The sequence below is a fragment of the Nonomuraea cypriaca genome (assembly GCF_015645445.1).
GTDB classification, from domain to species: Bacteria; Actinomycetota; Actinomycetes; order Streptosporangiales; family Streptosporangiaceae; genus Nonomuraea; species Nonomuraea cypriaca.
Map to the genome: position 1 here is coordinate 23,964 of NZ_JADOGI010000082.1, position 17,978 is coordinate 41,941.

Genomic DNA, 17,978 nt, shown 5'->3' on the forward strand with positions numbered 1-17,978 from the left:
TCCGAAGCCCTCGCCACGGGGCAGCGCAGCGTGAACGTGCCCCTGACCGACGCCCAGGGCTGGGTGACCACGGCGGAAGCCAGGAAGTTCTGCATCATGGAGAAGGTCGGTTCGTTCACCACGCGTCATCCCTGCTGCGCACCGCGCGTGACCAACATCCATATTCCCAGGCCGCGGCCGAAGCGATGAAGATCGGCAGCGCCAGTAACTTGCGCCCCGCCGGGGCTAGCGCCGTTTGCTCGGCCGGGCGTGTGACAGCGGTCCCTGCGCGGTGAAGGAGTCGCGGCAGCGGGTGGAGCAGAACCAGTACGTGCTGCCGTCACGTTCGATAGAGGCGGCGGCGGTGGCAGGATCGACGCTCATGCCGCAGACCGGGTCGACGGCCTGGTCCGGCTCCTTCCCGGTCTCGACGGTGACGGCCTGGCCAGCCGGGGGCTCGGGCGTCGGCAGCAGGTCTGGCGGGGTGAAGCGGCGTAGCCGGTTGGCGTTTCCGACCACCGACAGCGATGACAGGGCCATCGCGGCGGCGGCGATGACAGGCGAGAGCCGGATGCCCAGGAACGGGTACAGGACGCCCGCGGCGACGGGGATGCCGACGACGTTGTAGACGAAGGCCAGGAACAGGTTCTGGCGGATGTTGCGCATGGTGGCCCGGGACAGGCGCACTGCGGTGACGATTCCGGCGAGCGCGCCGGAGATCAGGGTGATGTCGGAGGCCTCGATGGCCACGTCGGTGCCGGTGCCGATGGCGAAGCCGACGTCGGCCTGGGCCAGGGCGGGGGCGTCGTTGATGCCGTCGCCGACCATGCCGACGCGCCGATCTTCGCTCTGGAGCCGGGCGATCTCGGCGGCCTTGTGCTCGGGGAGCACTTCGGCCAGCACGCGGGTGATACCGATCTGGTGGGCGATGGCCTCGGCGGTGCGCTGGTTGTCGCCCGTGATCATCACGACGTTCAAGCCGAGCCGCTGGAGCGCGGCGACGGCGTCACGGGAGTCGTCTTTGACGGTGTCGGCAACGCCGAGCACCCCGACAGGCTCGCCGTCGATGGCGACCATGATCGGGGTGCGGCCGGCCGCGGCGAGCCGGTCGGTGGGCGTCTCCAGCGCCTCGGTCCCCACTCCGGCGACGGACAGCAGCCGACGGCCGCCGACCAGCACGCGGTGGCCCTCGACGGTGACGGAGATGCCCTTGCCGGTGACCGAGTCGAATTCCGACGGGTCCGTCAGTGCCTGGCCGCGATCGGTGGCGCCGGTGACGACCGCCTGGCCGAGGGGATGCTCGGAGGAGCGTTCGGCGGAGGCGGCCAGGCGCAGGAGGTCATCGGCGGTCCAGGCGCCGGTCGGCTCGACGTCGGTGAGCGCCGGCCGACCGCGGGTGATGGTGCCGGTCTTGTCCAGCACGATCGTGTCCAGCTTGTGCGCGGTCTCCAGGGCCGCCGCGTCCCGGATCAGGATGCCGGCCTGGGCGCCCTTGCCCGTACCGACCATGATCGACAGCGGGGTGGCCAGGCCCAGGGCGCAGGGGCAGGCGATGATGAGCACCGCCACCGCCGCAACCAGGGCGAGGGTGAACGCCGGCGCGGGCCCGGCGACATACCAGACCGCGAACGTGACCACGGCGATGGCCATGACCGCGGGCACGAAGTAGCCGGACACCAGGTCAGCCAGCCGCTGGATGGGGGCTCTGGACGCCTGCGCCGCCTGGACCAGGCGGATGATCTGGGCCAGCACTGTCTGCGCGCCGACCTTCTCGGCCCGGAACGTGAACGCGCCGGTCTGGTTCACGGTCGCGCCCACCACCGCGTCGCCCGGCTCCTTCCCCACCGGGATCGATTCGCCGGTGACCATGGACTCATCCAGCGTGGAGCGGCCGTCCACGACCAAGCCGTCCACCGGGACCTTCTCTCCGGGCCGGACGATCACGAGGTCGCCGGGCGCCACGTCGGCGATGGGGATCTCGCGCTCGGCGCCGTCGCGGCGTACCCAGGCGGTCCTGGCCTGCAGGCCAATCAGCTTGCGGATGGCCTCGCCGGTGCCCGCCCTCGCGCGCGCCTCCAACAAGCGGCCGAGCAGGATCAGCGTCAGGATGACGCCGACGGCCTCGAAGTACACCTCACGCAGCTCAGCCGGTAGCAACCCTGGTGCGATGGTGACCAGCAGGCTGTAGCCGTAAGCCGCACAGGTACCGAGCGTGATGAGGCTGTTCATCTCCGCGGCCCGGTGGCGCAGGCTCAGCCAGCCGACCCGGTGGATCGGCCAGCCGGCGTAGAACATCACCGGCGTGATCAGCGCGAGCTGCACCCAGCGATCCAGCAGGAAGGCGGGCATCCAGGTGGCGCCGAAGAACTCGTGCGCCATCACCGCCACCGCCACCGGCGCGGTCAGGACCGCTCCGATCAGCACGCGCCGCGACAGGTCCCGGATCTCCGCCCGCCGGTCCGCCGCCTCGGTGTCGGTGTCGTCTTCGGTGAGGACCGGCGTGCTGGCCACTGCCTGGGCGGCTGCGTCCTCAGAGTGTCCGTCCGCGGTCGTCTCGCCGCGCGCAGGCTGCCCGTTCGGGCCTGGTTCGACGATGAGGCGGCCGCGCACCATGTTCATGCCGCAGACGAAGCCGTACTCGCCGGCCTCGGACGGGGTCAGCTCCACGGCGGTGGACTGGAAGGCTGGCAGCACCTGGTCGATGTTGAAGTCGGGGAATACGACGTGCGAGGTGCACTCGCCGCTCTCGTGCCGGTCGAAGACCAGACGCAGAGGGACGCCCTGGCGGGCGCGGATGACGTCAGGCGCGTAGCCGCCCTTGACGGCGACGTGGATCTCTTGCACACCGCCGTGCAGGTCGGCGAGGCGGCTCTTTCTCGGGCCGAAGAAATACCAGGCGAGGAATGCGACCAACCCAGCGGATGCGACGATGACCACCCAGTCGGTTCCGATCATGAGACATCGCCACCCTTCGACTCTCGCGCGCGGTCGTGTTCCGCCACCTGGTGCCCGTGGTCAGCCTGGTGGCCGCCCATGGACCGCATCATCACCGGGCACATCAGGACGACTGCCACGAGGAGGACCGTGCTAACCGGCGCGCCGGCCCAGATTGCCACCCGCGCCGCTGCGGTCGCCACAGCGGCAGCGCGATTTCTTGATCATGGATTCCTCCGCCGTTCTACTATCGAAAGTAGGAGGTCTGTGTCGAGTCTGTCCTACCGGTGATCCCGCTGGAACGGCAGAAAGTCCCGAGTGGCAGGGTCGAAGGTCCCATCACAGCCTGTGACGAGGTCAGGAGGAGCGGAGAAAGCCGCCCATTGACCCGGCATGATCCATCGTCTCGATCTGAGGCTCCTGGGAGGCCTTGATCTTCTCCGCCAGGGCCTTGACCTCCTTGTCGGCCGCCCGCGTATCAGCCAGATCGGCCAGCTCGACCGCCTGCTCGTGGTGCATGCTCATCATCTGCGCGAACATCACGTCCGCGTCATTGAAATCGGCGCTCGGCTGAGCGCTCGTTGTCGTCGTGACGGGGACAGCACGGGATACGGCAGACATATCCTGGCTCACCGGCACATCGCCACAGGCGACGAGGACCAGCACGCCCGCCGCAAAGGATGTGAGGCGGGTAACCGCCGATTTGATGATCATGGGCTCTGAACCCCCGATCGCAAGGATGTCAACCTGCGAGTATGCGTATGCCGACCAGCCCATACTTACCCCGAACGGGAATCGCTACCGTGTCTCGTCTCCTAGCGGCAAGCCAGGTCGGCTGCCCGATGACTGGACAGCCGACGTTCAGTCTCTGGAGTCGGTTGAGGATCTTCCTCGGCTATCGCAACTGTGCACCGTGCCTACCGCGAGCTTTGCAGACCTGGCCGACGCGGTCCACGGGGAGGACCAGGTCACGCCGCCGGCACCCGAGGTGATCGTGGACGTCCGCCTCGGCAACGAGTGGGACGCGGGCCCCATCGACGGCGGGACACACCTGCCACTCCCCCTCATCGAGCGACACATCGGGGAGATCTCGCTGGGCACGATCTGACTGAAGACGCCAAGGAACCTGCCCTCCGTCGCCGTGATCGCCGCCATGGCGGCCCGCACGGCAACGATAATCGTGCTCGACGTCGGGAAGTGGCGGCCTTCATGACCGCGTTCGGGATTCTCGGTCCAGCATGGCAGCGAAACCGTCGAGGTGGCGTGCGAGGCTGTACTCGAACAGCCCGTCCAGGTCCGACACCGTTTCCTCGGGAATCGCGGCCAGGAGAGGAAATCGTCCGCGGCCGAGGAGTTCGTCCGCCCGGCCCTGCTGTGCGAGCCGCCACCGGGTGAGCGTCACTCCGGTCTCATCCTCCGCTTCGGCTTCGTCGGCCATGGACAGGGCGATGGTGACGACCAGCGCGTGTAGCGTGAGTGCCTCACGGATTCGCGTCGTCATGGGCAGCCCGAGCCCGTCGAGCGCGCGCAGGGTCCACTCGGTGTGAGCCATCATGTTGGGCACGAGCAACGGGCGCGTGAAGGAGACGGCCCTGGGCAGCCAGAGATGTCGGCGCCCCAGCTCCCATTGTCGGCGGGAGATCAGTTCGAGTTTGGCTCGCCACCCCTCCGGCCCGGGGATCGGTAGCTCTGGTTCGGCGAAGACTTCGTTGACCATCTGCGTCACCAGTTCGTCCTTGTTCGCCACGTGCCGGTACAGCGACATCGCACCGACGTCGAGTTCCGTCGCCAGTCGCCGCATGGATACGGCGTCGAGTCCTTCAAGGTCGGCGATCGCGATGGCGGTTTGGAGTACGTGCTCGCGGTTCAGTGTCTGCTTCGGGATGTCGGCTCGCCGCGGGCTTGGCGGCGTGGTCGGGCCGGCCGGCTGTTCCTGGACCGTACGGATGCTGACCACCGTGCCGGCGCCGACCTTCGTTTCGACCAGCCCTTCGTCGCGGAGAGCAGCCATCACTTTCGTCGCGGTCGCGACCGCTACGCCCCCTCGCTGGGCGATCTGCCGGATCGAGGGCATCCGATCGCCTGGCCGCAGGTCGCCGGTCAGAATCCGGGAACGGAACTCCGCGACGATCCGCCGGTAGGGCGGATCCGGACGTTGCGTTGACGACGGCATGGGACCTCGATCCATATGGGTGTCCTGCGCTGCGGCAAGTGTACTAGTTCAATTTCCGCGTACTAGTACACTTTCTGGGGTCCACAAGACCGATTGTGCAAGCATTTCGCGTAGTCGGGCTTACCATGTGCGCATGACGCTAAATACACCGTACGCATCCGTGCGGCATGCGGTGCTGGACGTCCTTGCCGAAGCGTTCTTGAGCGATTCCGTTGCCCGTCAGCTCGTCCCCTCGCAGTGGCTGGAGCCGACCACAGGCCGGGCGCCCGGCACGGAGCATCCGGACGCGCCCGAGGTGGTCCCGAGCTTCCTGGCGCGCCGGCTCCTTCCCGGCAACACAGCGGGCACCACAGAACTGGTGCGCCGCCCACTCGTGCCGCGGTTCTGCCCACCGGATCGAGGGTGGTTCGCTCCAATGATGCTCGGCGCAGCCTCCACCAGCATGGGCGACACCGGAATGGGGATCGTATGAATCAGTTGTCCGGCTCGTTCGCCGAAGTGCGGTCGTGGCATCGACCGTTGATGATCATGGTGGCGGCGATGTCCGCGCTCGTCGTCGTCGCGAGCTTCGGTCTCTTCGCCGACGGTCGTGAGCTCATGCAGGCATCGATCTGGGCGAAGCCGTTGAAGTTCGGGGTGTCGTTCGTCATCTACGGCGCGACGCTCGCCTGGCTGTTGCCGAAGCTTCGCCGGGCAAGGCGCACGATGTGGACCCTCGGAACGGCCTTCGCCGTCACCGGGCTGATCGACGTCGGTTTCATCGCGGTGCAGGCCGCCCGCGGCACCTACAGCCATTTCAATGTCAATACCGATGCGTTCAACCAGATCGGGCAGGTGGTCTTCTCCTCAGGCGTGATCGGGTTGTTCGGGGCGAGCCTGCTCATCGCCGTCATGCTGCTGTTCCAGCGGGTCGGCGACACGGCACTCACCTGGGCCCTGCGCGTCGGGATCGTGCTGTCCGTCATCGGCATGGCGCTGGCGTCCTTCATCCGTGGGTGGGCCGCGACCGGGCCACGGACGGCCGAGGACGCCTACGGGAACCCGGTCACGCTGCTGGGGCAGCACGGGGTCGGGGCACCGGACGGCGACGGCATGCCGATCACGAACTGGAGCACCGTGGGTGGCGACCTGCGCGTTCCGCACTTCATCGGCCTGCACTCCGTCCAGGTGTTCGTGCTCGCGGTGCTGCTTCTCACCGCCCTCGCGGCCCGGATCAGCTGGCTGCGCAGCGAACGCGTGCGCGCCCAGCTGACCGGGGTCGTCATCCTGGGCTACACCGCGCTGTTCGCCATCACGACGTGGCAGGCGATGCGCGGCCAGTCACTGGTCCACCCCGACGCGGCTACGTGGACCGCGCTCGCCGTAACGGTAGTCGTGACCGCACTGCTGGCGGCTCTGGCCATCTCGGCCGCCCGCCGCGAGGTGGCGCCCGCCAGCGACGGGCACTCGCCCGGCACGCCGCCTCGCGGGCCCGTCGGGTCCTTGAGCCGGGACCATACCGTGGCTCGATGAGAACGAAGACTCGCGCCGCGTGGACGTCGAACGGGTGTCGGGTCGGCGTCAGCCGCTTCGACACCCGTTTAGAGTCGCTGACGCGGCGCCTGCCGCCGAGCGGCACGAGGTACACGAGGTAGAGGAGGCGAGCAAGGTGCTGCGCCGGTCCCGGCCCGCTCGCGATCGACCCCATCAACCGCAGTTGAGGACCATGACCAAGCTCTGTCATTTCGAACGTCACACAAATTCCCCCATGCCTAGCCGAATCCTGACCCTGAGCGCCTTACTCACGTTCGCGGCGGCCGGGTGCGGGGTGCTGCCGATGCAGGAAGCCGCGCCCCCGCCCGCCACCACCGCGCCGGCGTCGAGTGCCCCGGCCACCAGCGCTCCGCCCGCCACCGCCACGGCATCGGGTCAAGACACCCGACCCGCCCTGGCCGAAACCCGCAGTACCATGACCGAGAACCTCAAGGTCGAGGTCGTCGGCCTCAACCGCGTCAAGGGCAAGCACCTCATCGCCCAGATCCGCCTGTCCAACACCGGCACCGACAAGCACCTGTCCTGGGCCGGCGAGATGGGCGACCGCACCCGCCCCCTCGGCGAGATCAAGTGGGCCTCCGGCATCGGCGTCCTCGACGCGCAGGCCCGCACCTGGCTCCTGCCCTACCAACCCGCCGGCTCCCCCTGCCTGTGCAGCGACCAGGACCGCGACGGCCTCGGCCACTTCATCGACCCTGGCCAGTCGATCACCGTCTACGCGGTGCTGCCCGCACCGTCGGGCAACCCTGCGACGACCACCGTCGTCACCCCCGTGGGCCCGCCGATGCTCAACGTGCCCATCAGCGACGAAGCTCCGACCGGTGACTTTCCCGACCCCGACGCCGAGCCCGTCACCCCGCTCACCCGCCGCCTCATCCTCCCCTCCGAATCCCTGGACAAATCGGAGGAGACCGCAGACGACGGCAAGGACCTGCAGGTCAACCTCTCCTCCGACGTGCTGTTCGCGGTGGACAAGGCCACCCTCACCCCCGAAGCCAAGTCGATCATGGCCCGCACGGCCAAGCTCATCGACGCCTCCCCCGCCACAGTGGTGACGGTGGCGGGCCATGCCGACTCCTCCGGAAACGACGCCATCAACGACCCACTGTCGCTGCGCCGCGCCCAGGCGGTACAGGACGCCCTGTCGGCGCTGCTGTCCAGGGACGGGGTCCGCTTCCAGGCCAAGGGGTACGGCTCGCGCCGCCCCCTCTACAGCAACGACAGCGATGAGGGCAAACGCCGCAACCGCCGCGTCACGGTGACCTTCCCCAAACCTCAGCCCGCTCCCCAGGAACCGGTGGCCACGACCTCTCCCGGCGCGACCGGCCTGACCGGCACCACCAAGGCGGACGGCCAGCCCATCGCCATGGAGGTCGCGGGCCTGCGCCGACTGCCCGGCGGCCTCGGCCTGCTCACCTACAAGATCACCAATGAGGGATCGGCCGAGACCTGGTTCAGGGACCTTCACCTCGCTCAGGACTGGGAGGCGTACAAGTACCAGGCCGCAAGCAACGTCCGCGTGACCGACGTCGCCGCCCGCCGCCAGTACCTGCCCGGCCGCCTGGAGGTCCCCACCGACGACGGCGTGGACTTCTACTGCGCATGCACAGACGTCTCCGGCGTCCGCATCAGCACCGAGAAGTTCGCACCGGGCCAGACCCGCGAGTTCTGGAACCTCTTCGCCCTGCCCGACACCGCCGACACCCTCAAGGTCAAGATCGGCCCGTTCCGCGACCTCCACGTCCCCATCCAGTAACGGCATCCGGGGATTACAGCCCGGCATGGAGGTCCGGTGGCCGACCACAAGGGATCGCCTCACGATGGGAGCGCTTGCCCATCGTCCGCTCCAGGCGGACGGTGGGCCGCACCGTCACGGCAGGCCAGCCGGCCTCGAGCACTGGGCCGACTCCAGATGAAGCGTCCGGGGCAGACCGACACCGAGCGCGGCGGACACGGCGTCTCCTTCAAGAACCCCGGCCGGCCACGCCATCGAACTGATCACCAGGCCCTACCTCTGATCAGCCTCGGCCAGCCACCCCAAACGAAGCATCGGCGCACTACTCGCCCAGCACGGCACTCACATCACGTCCGCTCCCACTCCGCCAGGTCTGCTGCGGGTCCTGCACGCCCGTGTCCTCGCCGAAGACATCCGCGTGTTAATCATCTGTATGCCCCTAGTGGTGTGCGGCAGCAGTAGTTGCCGCTGCCGCGGCGGGCACCCCGAACCAGGAAGTGAGGGCATCCGGCAGGCCCTCGGGGTCGACTACCGCGGAGGCCCAGGCGACGTAGCCGTCCGGGCGGATGAGTAGACCAGCCAACTCGCCGATCGGGTGCCGTTCGGCAGTTCAGTGCGCTGGCGACGGTGCTGGGGCAGGAACTCGGCGGTCGTCAGGGACATCGGGCAGGTCAGGCAGGCTTCTCTGAACTTATTTGTCGATCTTCCTGCCGTCGCTGACCTGCTCGGCCGGTCCGGCCACAACCACCGAGTCTTTCTGACCTCAGTCCCAGGTCAGGAACCGGTAGTGCAGCCCAGTCGAAGACTCCTGCCACGCCCCGACGGAGTCCGGCGAGCGTCCCACGTCCGGTGCGTGCGTGTCACCTTCGAAGGACTCCCGGATCTCGGTGACCACGATTCGGTCCGCGATGGGCAGCGCCGCCCGATACACGGCTGCGCCACCGATCACCCACACGTCCTCGGACGCCGCGGCGAGTGCCTGCTGCAGGTCGGGGAACATTTCCACGCCCTCCTGCGGCGTGCGCGACAGCACAAGATTGCGTCTGCCCGGCAGCGGCCGGAACCGTGGCGGCAGCGACTCCCACGTGCGGCGGCCCATGAGCACGGTCGCGCCCGCAGTCAGGGAGCGGAAGTGCTTCAGGTCCTCTGGCAGGTGCCACGGCAGCATGCCGTCGCGGCCGATGACGCCGTTCGCCGACTGGGCCCAGACCAGCCCGATCACACCGCCACCGATGCCCTGATCGCGGGGTGCGGGTCGTAGCCGTCGAGCACGATGTGCTCGTAGGTGTAGTCGAACAGGCTGTCCGCCGGCTTCAGGCCAAGCATGGGGAACGGCCGCGCCTCGCGTGCGAGCTGCGTGCGGACCTGGTCCTCGTGGTTGTCGTAGATGTGACAGTCGCCTCCGGTCCAGACGAAGTCACCGACGCCGAGGCCTACCTGCTCGGCGATCATGTGCGTCAGCAGGGCGTAGCTCGCGATATTGAACGGCACGCCGAGGAACAGGTCCGCGCTTCGCTGGTAGAGCTGGCAGGACAGCTTGCCGTCGGCGACGTAGAACTGGAAGAACGCATGGCAGGGCGGCAGCGCCATCCGCGGGATGTCGGCGACGTTCCACGCGGACACGATGATCCGCCGAGAGTCGGGATTCTCGCGCAGCGTGCGCAGCACCTCGCTGATCTGGTCGACATGCCCGCCGTCCGGGGTCGGCCACGACCGCCACTGCACGCCATAGATCGGGCCGAGATCACCGTCCGGCGCCGCCCACTCGTCCCAGATCGTGACGCCATTGTTCCGGAGCCACGTGACGTTCGCGTCGCCGCGTAGGAACCACAGCAGCTCATAGGCGATCGAGCGGAAGTGGACCTTCTTCGTTGTGATCAGCGGGAAGCCGTCGGACAGCCGGTAGCGCAGCTGGTGACCGAAGATTGACCGCGTCCCCGTGCCGGTGCGGTCCTCCTTACGGGCGCCCGTGTCGAGCACGTGGCGGAGCAGGTCTTCGTACTGCGTGTCCGGCATGCCCGCAAGCCTAACCACTTGGAATGAACGTGTAACTGCCGGCCGATCCCATGGGCCGACTGGTGTGGGCTTCACCCGCACTGCCGTGCACGATGTGACCGCCGCTCGTACGGTCGGCCTGATCGACACCTCGCGCGACCGCGCTCGTGCACGCGATCCTGGTGCTGCAACTCGTCGAAGAGGACCGTTCCCCAAGATGTAAAAGCGCACTCGTTGAGGTCGCGGTCAGCCGACCGGAACGGAACGGACGCGCCGACCTGTCGGTGATCGACGACCTTAGCCGACCGATGAACTACAGTCGTCCGCCATGGCCGAATCCTCCCCCTATCTGACCGCGACGGCGGCCGCCTACGACGCCGTCGCCGACCTCTACGCCGACCTCGCCCGAGACTCGCTCGACCGTCTGCCACTGGATCGCGCGATAGTCGGCGCCTTCGCCGAACTCGTACGGGCCGGCGGACCCCGGCCCGTCGCCGAGGCCGGCTGCGGTCCCGGGTACATGACGGCGCACCTGCGTGACCTCGGACTGGACGCCTTCGGCATCGACCTGTCTCCCGCGCTGATCGACATCGCCCGCAAAGACCATCCTGACCTGCGTTTCGAGGTCGGTTCGATGGGCGCATTCGACGTGGCCGACGGCGAGTTGGGCGGTCTGCTCTCCTGGTACTCCGCCATCCACATCCCGCCACCGGAGCTGCCGCCGTACTTCGCCGAGTTCCGCCGGGTGCTGGCTCCGGGTGGTTACCTCCTGCTCGGTTTCTTCGAATCCGAGGGCGGTCCGGTGCTGCAGTTCGACCACAAGGTCACGCCGGCCTACCGGTGGCCGATCGACGACTTGGCCGACCTGGCCCGCAAGGAAGAGTTCGTCGAGGTGGGGCGGATGTTGCGCGAGCCTTTGGAGGATGAACGATTCCGCCGCGGCCACTTGCTGATGCGCTGCGGCCGTACTACAGCGGCAAACACAAGCAGTGCACGTATTCGACCTTCAGGGTGGAGTTGAACGATTCGGTGGGGGCCTTGTCGAGGGCGCCCTCGGTCGATCACATGCGCGTATCAGGTTCGTCATCACCCTTGCCCTCAGTCCTGCCGGACCCGAAGGTCTAGTCATCGGGGAAAGAGAGGAACGATGCGGGGGCCGCTGGTCGTCAAGCGGGCGCTCGGTGAGCCGTTGCTCCTCCTGGCCGCGTTCGGCTCGATCCTGCTGACGACGACCACGCTGGTGGCGCTGACGATGTACGCCTCCTCCATCGCCGGCGCGGGTGTGCGCAGGGCGATGGAGACGGCCTCGTACAGCCAGACGACCACCATGATCACCGCCCAGGTCGACGCCAAGACCTTCCCGCAGTACGACCGGATGGTGCGCGACGAGCTCGCCGCGGCCTACGGAGCGCCGCCGGCCGTCACCACCAGCCTGCGCTCGGACTCGTACGTCATGCCGGGGCAGGACGGCAAGAAGCTGCCCGAGCTGCTGCGATTCGGCAGCCACGACGGGCTCGACCGGCACGCCCGGCTGGTCGCGGGCAGGTGGCCGCGGACCGGCGGGCAGGCCGTCGAGGCGGCGATCTCGGAGTCGGCGGCCGCGGCAACCGGGTTCGAGCTCGGCGGGGAGTTCGTCACGAAGGCGCGGCTCGGCGGGCACCCGGTCCAGGTCCGCGTCGTCGGCGTCTTACGGCTCGACGACCCCGTGGGTGAGCGCTGGGCCGGTGAGGAGCTGCTGAGCAGGGGCGTGGAGCGCGGCGAGTACACCACGTACGGGCCCCTGATGGTGACGCAGGAGGCGTTCGTCGCGCGCTTCGCCACCGGCGTGAAGGCCGTCTGGGCGGCCGAGCCGGATCTCGGCGCGCTGACGCCCGAGCGGCTGCGCCCGCTGGCCGAGGCCGTCGGCCGGGTGGGCGAGCGGCTGTCGACGGCCGGCTGCGTGAACTGCCTGACCGCCGGCGACCTGCCCGAGCTCCTCACCCAGCTCGACACCGCGTCCCTGGTGGCCCGCTCCATGGTGCTGATCCCGGTGCTGCAACTGCTGCTGCTGGCCGCGTACGCGCTGATGCTCACCGCGCGGCTGCTGGCCGGCCACCGTCGCATGGAGATGGCGTTGCTGCGCTCGCGCGGCGCGGGCACGGCGCGGCTGGCGGCGCTGGCGGGAGGCGAGGCGCTGCTGGTGGCGGTCCCGTGCGCGATCGTGGCGCCGTTCCTCGGGCCGCCGCTGCTCGCACTGATCAGCCTGCTGCCCTGGATCAGGGCCTCGGGGGTGCGGCTGGCGCCGCAGGCGGATTTGGGCACTTTCCTCGTGTCGTCCGGGGTGGCGCTGGCCGCGGCCGTGCTGCTGGCGCTGCCGGCCGTGGCGGGCGCGCGGCGCACGTATGTGGAGGAGCAGTCGGCGCGCGGCCGCGGCGGCCGGCGCGGGCTGATCCAAGGGGCGGGCGCGGACCTGGCACTGCTGACGGTGGCCGCGCTGGCGATCTGGCAGCTCCAGCGCTACGGCGCGGCGGTCACCGCGACGGCGGCGGGCGGGCTCGGCATCGACCCGCTGATCATCTCCGGCCCGGCCCTGGCCCTGCTCGCGGGTGGCCTGCTGGGGCTGCGGCTGGTGCCGCGCGTGTCGCGGCTGGCCGAGCGGCTGACCTCGCGCCGGCCCACCCTCGCCCCCGCGCTGGGCGCCTGGCAGGTCAGCAGGCGGCCGCTCAAGTACGCCGGCCCCGCGCTGCTGCTGACCCTGGCGATCGCGATCGGCGTCATCTCCATGGCCACCACCTCCACCTGGCAGGCCTCGCAACTCGACCAGGCCGATCACCAGGCGGCGGCCGACCTGCGCCTGTCGGGGCCGGCCGAGGGGCCCGAGCTGGGGGCGCTCGGCCGTGGCACGGCGTTCACGGCGCTGCCCGGCGTCACCGCCGCCTCCCCCGCCTTCCGGGCGCCGACCGCGGTGGGCGGCGAGAGCTCGCTGCTTCTCGCCTTGGACGCGGGGAGGCTCGGCGAGCTGTTCCGCCTGCGCCCCGACCTCTCGGCGCGGACGGTCGCGCAGCTGTCCGCGGCCCTCGCCGGAGATCGGGCGGGCCGGCTGGAGCTGCCCGGACGGCCGCGCGCCCTCACCGTGCGGGTCGAGTCACGCGCCGCCGTGCCGGCCCGGCTGGTGCTGTCCGACGCGCTGGGCGTGTGGCACGACCTGCCGCTCGACGACCTGCGGGAGGGCGGCAACCGGATCGAACTCGACCTGGCCCCGCTGGCCGGACGCGCCGGCACGATCACCTACCCGCTGTCGGTACGCGGCCTCGTGGCGGGCGAGCAGGCCGGCCTGAGGCTGACCGGGCTGAGCGCGGACGGCCGGGACGTGCCGGTGGCCGGGGCCGTTGCTCACCCGCAGGGCGTGATCGCCTTCGGGCCGTCGCGGGAGCCCGGTCCGCTGCCCGTGGTGCTCACTTCCGGCCTGGCCGCCGCGCTCAAGCTGGACGTCGGGCAGAGCGGGCCAGTCCGCCTCGCCGGCCGGGTCGTGCGGGTCGAGGTTGCCGGCATCGTGACAAGCATGCCCACGAGCGCCCCGGACCAGCAGGCCGTGCTCGCCGACTGGGAGACGCTGCAGGCGTACGAGCTGGCCGCGGCGCAGCCGTCCCGGCCCGCCACCGAATGGTGGCTCGCCGCCGCCGACACCGCGCCCGCGCGGGAGATCCTCCGCCGCAACCCCCAATGGGACGTGACCGCGGTCGACCGGCGGGAGCTGGCGGCCAAGCTGCGTGACGATCCGCTGGCCGGTGCGCTGCAGGGCGCGCTGACCCTGGGGTTCGCCGCGGCGCTGGGGTTCGCGGTGCTCGGGTTCCTGGTGAACGCTGTGGTCGCGGCGCGGGAGCGGCGGGCCGAGTTCGCCGTGCTGCGGGCGCTGGGCACCGGCTCCCGCCAGGTGCTCGGGATGCTGGCCACGGAGCAGGCGTTCGTCATCGGGCTGTCGCTCGCGGCCGGCACCGGGCTCGCCGTGGTCGTCGGGAACCTGGTGGTCCCGCGCGTCGTACTGACTGGGCAGGCGTCGGCGGTCACGCCCGGCGTGCTGTTCCACATTCCGTGGGCGGCCGTCGCCGCGATGCTGGCCCTGGTGACGGCGGTGCTGGTCGCGATCGTCGCCGGGCTGGCCAGGCGCGGGTGGCGGGGACAGACCTTGGAGGAGCGGTGAGAATCCCCCTGGGCCTCCGGGCGCACGCGGGCACGTCGGCGCTGCTCGTCGTGCTGACGGCGGTCGCCTGCCTGCTCGTCGCCGGGCTGCCCAGGACGATGCAGGCGTCGTTCGACGAGGCGCTGCGCCGGTCGCTGGCCGAGGCCGCCGCGGTGCGGATCGACCTGACCGTCACCGGGACTCCGGCCCTGCCCGCCGGGGAGCTGCACTCACGCGCGGAGTTCGAGGGCGGCGACCTCGACTGGCGTCGACTCCTCCCGGCGGCGCTGCGGCCCCTGATCGGGCCCGGCGGCCACATCAGCGCCAAGACCTACCGCACGCCCGTCGACGAGACGAGCGGGACCCGCGCCTTCGTCAACCTCGGCTGGCTGTCCGACGCCGGCCGGCGCGTGGACTGGGTGCGGGGCCGCGCGCCCGGCAAGCCGTCCACCATGCGGTACCTGGGTGCGACGATCCCGGTCATCGAGGTGGGCGTCGTGGAGGAGGCCGTGGCCCGGATGGGGCTGCGCGTCGGCCAGACCAGGATGCTCGGCGAGAGCGTGCACACCGCCGCGAAGATCGTCGGCGTCTTCAGGGCCAAGGACCCGGCCGACCGCTCCTGGAGCCACGACGCCGACGTCCTGCACGTCACCAGGGTCGTGCCGGCGGACGGGCCGGAGGAGTTCCACACCACGACGCTGATGTCGGACGACGGACTGAGCGCGCTGACCAACAAGGGCGGTACCCTGGCCTACCGCTGGGTCCTCCCCCTCGACGGGCGTGCCGCGAGCACCCTGGACGTGCTGGGCGTCGAAGCCGCGGTCGCCGAGTTCCAGCGGCAGGTGGACGTCCAGGGGACGGGCACCACCAGCTACCGCCTGGTCACCGGGCTGCCCCAGCTGCTCGCCGGCTTCCTGGCCGCGCTGTCCGCCGCGCAGACCGTCACGTACCTGGTGCTCGGCGGCCTGTTCGCGGTCGCGCTCGGGGTGATCGCGCTGGGCGTGCGGCTGCTGACCGACCGGATGGAGCGCACGATGGCCCTGGCGCGGGCGCGCGGCGCCGCGCTGTGGCAGGTGGCGGCGGCCGGGGCCGCGCTGACCGCGCTCACGGTGGGGCCCGCGGCCCTGGCCGGGTACGCCCTGTCGTTCCTCCTGCCGGGGCCCGTGCTGCCGATCGTGCACCTCGGACCGGCGGTCGTGCTCGTCACCGCCGTGGCCTTCGCCATGGCACGCCTGATGCTCGCGCATCGTGCGCCGCTGCGGGAGCGCCGTGCCGACCTGGTCACCGCCCGGCCGTCCGCGCGGCGGGTGACAGTGGAGGCGCTGGTCGTCGTGCTCGCGCTGGCGGGGGCGTACCTGCTGAGGGCCCGGGGGCCGTCCGGCACCGCGCAGCAGGATCCGTTCCTGCTGCTGATCCCGGTCGCGCTGACGCTCGCGGCCGCGCTGATCACCTTGCGGTGCTACCCGTACCCGCTGCGGCTGCTCGTCCGGCTGACCGCGCGAGGGCGGGCGGCCCTGCCGTTCCTGGGACTGACCAGGGCGGCCAGGGGGCGGTCCACGGGCGCGCTGCCGGTGCTGATCCTGCTGCCCGCACTGAGCCTGTCGGTGTTCGCCGCGGTGGTCCACGACGGGATCACCACCACGCAGCGGCTCGCGTCCTGGCAGAAGGTGGGCGCGCCGATCAAGCTGACGTCGGTCGCGAACATCCCGCCCGACGCCGTCGAGCGGGTACGCCGGGCCCCCGGCGTCGAGCAGGTGGCGCTCGCGCTGACGGGCCGGGTGCAGATCAGGGCCACCGGAGAGCGGCCGTACGCCGTCGCCGTGGACCTCGTGCAGTGGGGGCGGGTCAACGAGGATGCGCCCATCGGCCTGCCCGCGCTGTCCGGGGACACGTCCGCGCTGCTCTCGCCCGCCCTGGGCAGCCGGGGCGCCTTCGAGATCATGTGGCTGTCGCCGGTGCGGCTGACCGCCCAGGGCATGATCGACGCGGTGCCCGGCTTCTACTCCAGCGGGCAGTTCGTCCTCGTGCCGCGGGAGGTGCTGCCCTGGCCCGCGGCTGACACGCTGCTGATCAAGGGCGACATCTCGCCCGTCGAGCTGGCGCGGCTGGTCCCGTCGGCCACCGTGGAGACGCAGGAGGCGGCGCTGGCGGCCATACAGGCCGACCCGCTCACCGGGACGGTCCGCACGACGATGGTCGTGGTGACGGTGGCGCTGGGGGCGTACGCGCTGGTCGCGATCGTCCTGTCGCTGGTCGTCGGGGCGGCCGGGCGGGCCAGGGCGGTGTCGCTCCTGCGTACGCTCGGGCTGTCCGACCGGCAGGCCCGGCGGCTGACCCTGCTGGAGTTGCTGCCCGTCGTCCTCGTCACGGCGCCGGTGGGCCTGGCTCTGGGCCTGGCCCTGCCGGCCGCGCTCGGGCCGGGCGTGGACATGTCCGCATTCGCCGGTGGCCTGCCCGTCGCCGATCACACGCCGGGCCTGCTCACGCCCGTGGCGCTGGCGGCCGGGCTGGGGCTGTGCGCCGTGCTCGGGGCGTACGTGCACACCGCCATGAGCCGCCGCCGCAACCTCGACGCCGCCCTCCGCGTGGGCGACCCCTGACCCGGACACCCCGCCCGAGTCAGCCGGCGCGGGGAAAGGACGCCGCCCGGCCATTCGCGCAGGCCCTCGGCGTCGAGTCCAAAGGGCGGAGCCGGGCTACGGACGCCACGCTCGCGCTGCCAGGGCAGCAGCGTGGTCGTCGGCGTCAAAGGGCCCACGGCCGGCCCCGTCCGGGTGGCGCTGATCGGGTGCTGCCCGGTCACCATCACCGGCCTGTGAACGCCGCGCGACCCGGCCACCGTGCGACGAGGGCTGGGCGCCCTGCACCCGCACCGCACCAACCCCCGCAACAGCACGCGGCCGCACCGCGCGTGGCGGGCCGGGAGGCCCTGATGGTGCTGAACCGCAGCACGGATGGTCATGCCGTTCAGGTGTGGGACGTGATCGAGGGCAGGCGGCGCCACCTTCTGGAGGGTCACAGCGGATATATCAGCAACCTCGTCCTCAGCGATGACGATCGGGTCGCACTGTCGGCAGGCGGCTTGGACGGTACCGTGCGGGTCTGGGATGTCGAGCGGGGACGGTGCCCGCACGTCTTGCGTGGCGACGCCGACCGGGTCGAGGCTCTTGCGATGAGTGCCGACGGCCGGATCGGGCTCACCGGAGACGGTACGGTCATCCGCGTGTGGGGTCTGGCGACCGGCGAGGGGCAGCGGGAGCTCTTCGGTCACACCGATCCGGTCTTCGCGGTGGCGGTGAGCGCCGACGGACGCTGGTGTGCGGCCTGCGCGGTGACGCGCTGAATGGCCTGGACGGCGACATCGGGCTGGTCGAGGTAGATGTAGTGCTCGCTGTTCGTGGCCGTGGTCAGCTTGCTGCGGCCGGACAGCGCGAGCCACTCGCGCTGGCCCGCGGACCACGCCTGCTCCA

15 protein-coding genes and 2 pseudogenes are annotated in these 17,978 nt (G+C 70.7%); 10 read left to right on the forward strand and 7 right to left on the reverse strand.

Annotated elements, in window-relative coordinates; genetic code table 11:
• Positions 1-30 precede the first annotated feature (30 nt).
• Positions 31-189, forward strand: coding sequence for a hypothetical protein (locus ITP53_RS25835; protein ID WP_195898031.1), 159 nt, complete (start codon positions 31-33; stop codon positions 187-189).
• Between the two features lie 36 nt (positions 190-225).
• On the opposite strand, the gene ITP53_RS25840 is transcribed toward ITP53_RS25835, so the two are convergent.
• A complete protein-coding gene (locus tag ITP53_RS25840) occupies positions 226-2,934 on the reverse strand; it encodes a heavy metal translocating P-type ATPase (RefSeq protein WP_195898032.1) in 2,709 nt (902 codons plus the stop codon).
• 336 nt (positions 2,935-3,270) lie between these two features.
• On the reverse strand, positions 3,271-3,627 hold the full coding sequence (locus ITP53_RS60425; RefSeq protein WP_195898033.1) for a DUF305 domain-containing protein: 357 nt from the start codon (positions 3,625-3,627) through the stop codon (positions 3,271-3,273).
• 199 nt (positions 3,628-3,826) lie between these two features.
• Between ITP53_RS60425 and ITP53_RS25850 the strand changes: the two genes are divergently transcribed.
• Positions 3,827-4,021 carry a rhodanese-like domain-containing protein gene (locus ITP53_RS25850; protein ID WP_195898034.1) on the forward strand — a complete coding sequence of 65 codons (195 nt, stop codon included), beginning with the start codon at positions 3,827-3,829 and terminating at the stop codon, positions 4,019-4,021.
• Between the two features lie 99 nt (positions 4,022-4,120).
• On the opposite strand, the gene ITP53_RS25855 is transcribed toward ITP53_RS25850, so the two are convergent.
• Complete coding sequence (locus tag ITP53_RS25855) at positions 4,121-5,101, reverse strand: TetR/AcrR family transcriptional regulator C-terminal domain-containing protein (RefSeq protein WP_328815750.1); 981 nt, start codon at positions 5,099-5,101, stop codon at positions 4,121-4,123.
• Positions 5,102-5,219: 118 nt separating this feature from the next.
• Here ITP53_RS25855 and ITP53_RS25860 point away from each other — a divergent pair, with 118 nt between their 5' ends.
• The 3 genes from ITP53_RS25860 (at position 5,220) to ITP53_RS25870 (ending at position 8,375) form a co-directional block, all read left to right on the forward strand.
• The gene (locus ITP53_RS25860; protein WP_195898036.1) at positions 5,220-5,558 is read left to right on the forward strand and encodes a hypothetical protein; all 339 of its coding nucleotides are present in this window, start codon (positions 5,220-5,222) and stop codon (positions 5,556-5,558) included.
• Positions 5,555-6,598 (forward strand): hypothetical protein, encoded by a 1,044-nt coding sequence (locus tag ITP53_RS25865; RefSeq protein ID WP_195898037.1) that lies wholly within the window; start codon positions 5,555-5,557, stop codon positions 6,596-6,598. Before ITP53_RS25860 ends, ITP53_RS25865 begins: the two co-directional genes overlap by 4 nt.
• A 235-nt stretch (positions 6,599-6,833) precedes the next feature.
• The gene (locus tag ITP53_RS25870) at positions 6,834-8,375 is read left to right on the forward strand and encodes an OmpA family protein (protein ID WP_195898038.1); all 1,542 of its coding nucleotides are present in this window, start codon (positions 6,834-6,836) and stop codon (positions 8,373-8,375) included.
• A 418-nt stretch (positions 8,376-8,793) separates the two neighbouring features.
• On the opposite strand, the gene ITP53_RS60430 is transcribed toward ITP53_RS25870, so the two are convergent.
• The 3 genes from ITP53_RS60430 to ITP53_RS25880 form a co-directional block, all read right to left on the reverse strand.
• On the reverse strand, positions 8,794-8,946 hold the full coding sequence (locus tag ITP53_RS60430) for an aromatic-ring hydroxylase C-terminal domain-containing protein (RefSeq protein ID WP_328815755.1): 153 nt from the start codon (positions 8,944-8,946) through the stop codon (positions 8,794-8,796).
• A 171-nt stretch (positions 8,947-9,117) separates the two neighbouring features.
• On the reverse strand, positions 9,118-9,576 hold the full coding sequence (locus ITP53_RS25875; RefSeq protein ID WP_195898039.1) for a dihydrofolate reductase: 459 nt from the start codon (positions 9,574-9,576) through the stop codon (positions 9,118-9,120).
• Positions 9,573-10,370, reverse strand: coding sequence for a thymidylate synthase (locus ITP53_RS25880; RefSeq protein ID WP_195898040.1), 798 nt, complete (start codon positions 10,368-10,370; stop codon positions 9,573-9,575). Before ITP53_RS25880 ends, ITP53_RS25875 begins: the two co-directional genes overlap by 4 nt.
• A gap of 35 nt (positions 10,371-10,405) precedes the next feature.
• On the opposite strand from ITP53_RS25880, the pseudogene ITP53_RS25885 reads away from it, so the two are divergent.
• The 5 genes and pseudogenes from ITP53_RS25885 to ITP53_RS61240 all read left to right on the forward strand — a co-directional run.
• Positions 10,406-10,497 (forward strand): annotated as a pseudogene (locus tag ITP53_RS25885) (IS5/IS1182 family transposase); the annotation flags it as partial.
• A 180-nt stretch (positions 10,498-10,677) separates the two neighbouring features.
• Positions 10,678-11,370 carry a class I SAM-dependent methyltransferase gene (locus ITP53_RS25890; RefSeq protein ID WP_195898041.1) on the forward strand — a complete coding sequence of 231 codons (693 nt, stop codon included), beginning with the start codon at positions 10,678-10,680 and terminating at the stop codon, positions 11,368-11,370.
• Between the two features lie 126 nt (positions 11,371-11,496).
• Entirely contained in the window at positions 11,497-14,529 is a 3,033-nt protein-coding gene (locus ITP53_RS25895; RefSeq protein ID WP_195898042.1) for an ABC transporter permease, read from the forward strand.
• Positions 14,526-17,108 carry an FtsX-like permease family protein gene (locus ITP53_RS25900; protein ID WP_195898043.1) on the forward strand — a complete coding sequence of 861 codons (2,583 nt, stop codon included), beginning with the start codon at positions 14,526-14,528 and terminating at the stop codon, positions 17,106-17,108. The genes ITP53_RS25895 and ITP53_RS25900 overlap by 4 nt, the downstream gene beginning before the upstream one ends.
• A 332-nt stretch (positions 17,109-17,440) precedes the next feature.
• Positions 17,441-17,851: a WD40 repeat domain-containing protein gene (locus tag ITP53_RS61240; RefSeq protein WP_195898044.1), complete on the forward strand. Its 411-nt coding sequence runs from the start codon at positions 17,441-17,443 to the stop codon at positions 17,849-17,851.
• On the opposite strand, the pseudogene ITP53_RS25910 reads toward ITP53_RS61240, so the two are convergent.
• Positions 17,776-17,978 (reverse strand): annotated as a pseudogene (locus tag ITP53_RS25910) (hypothetical protein); the annotation flags it as partial. The gene ITP53_RS61240 and the pseudogene ITP53_RS25910 sit on opposite strands and share 76 nt — an antisense overlap.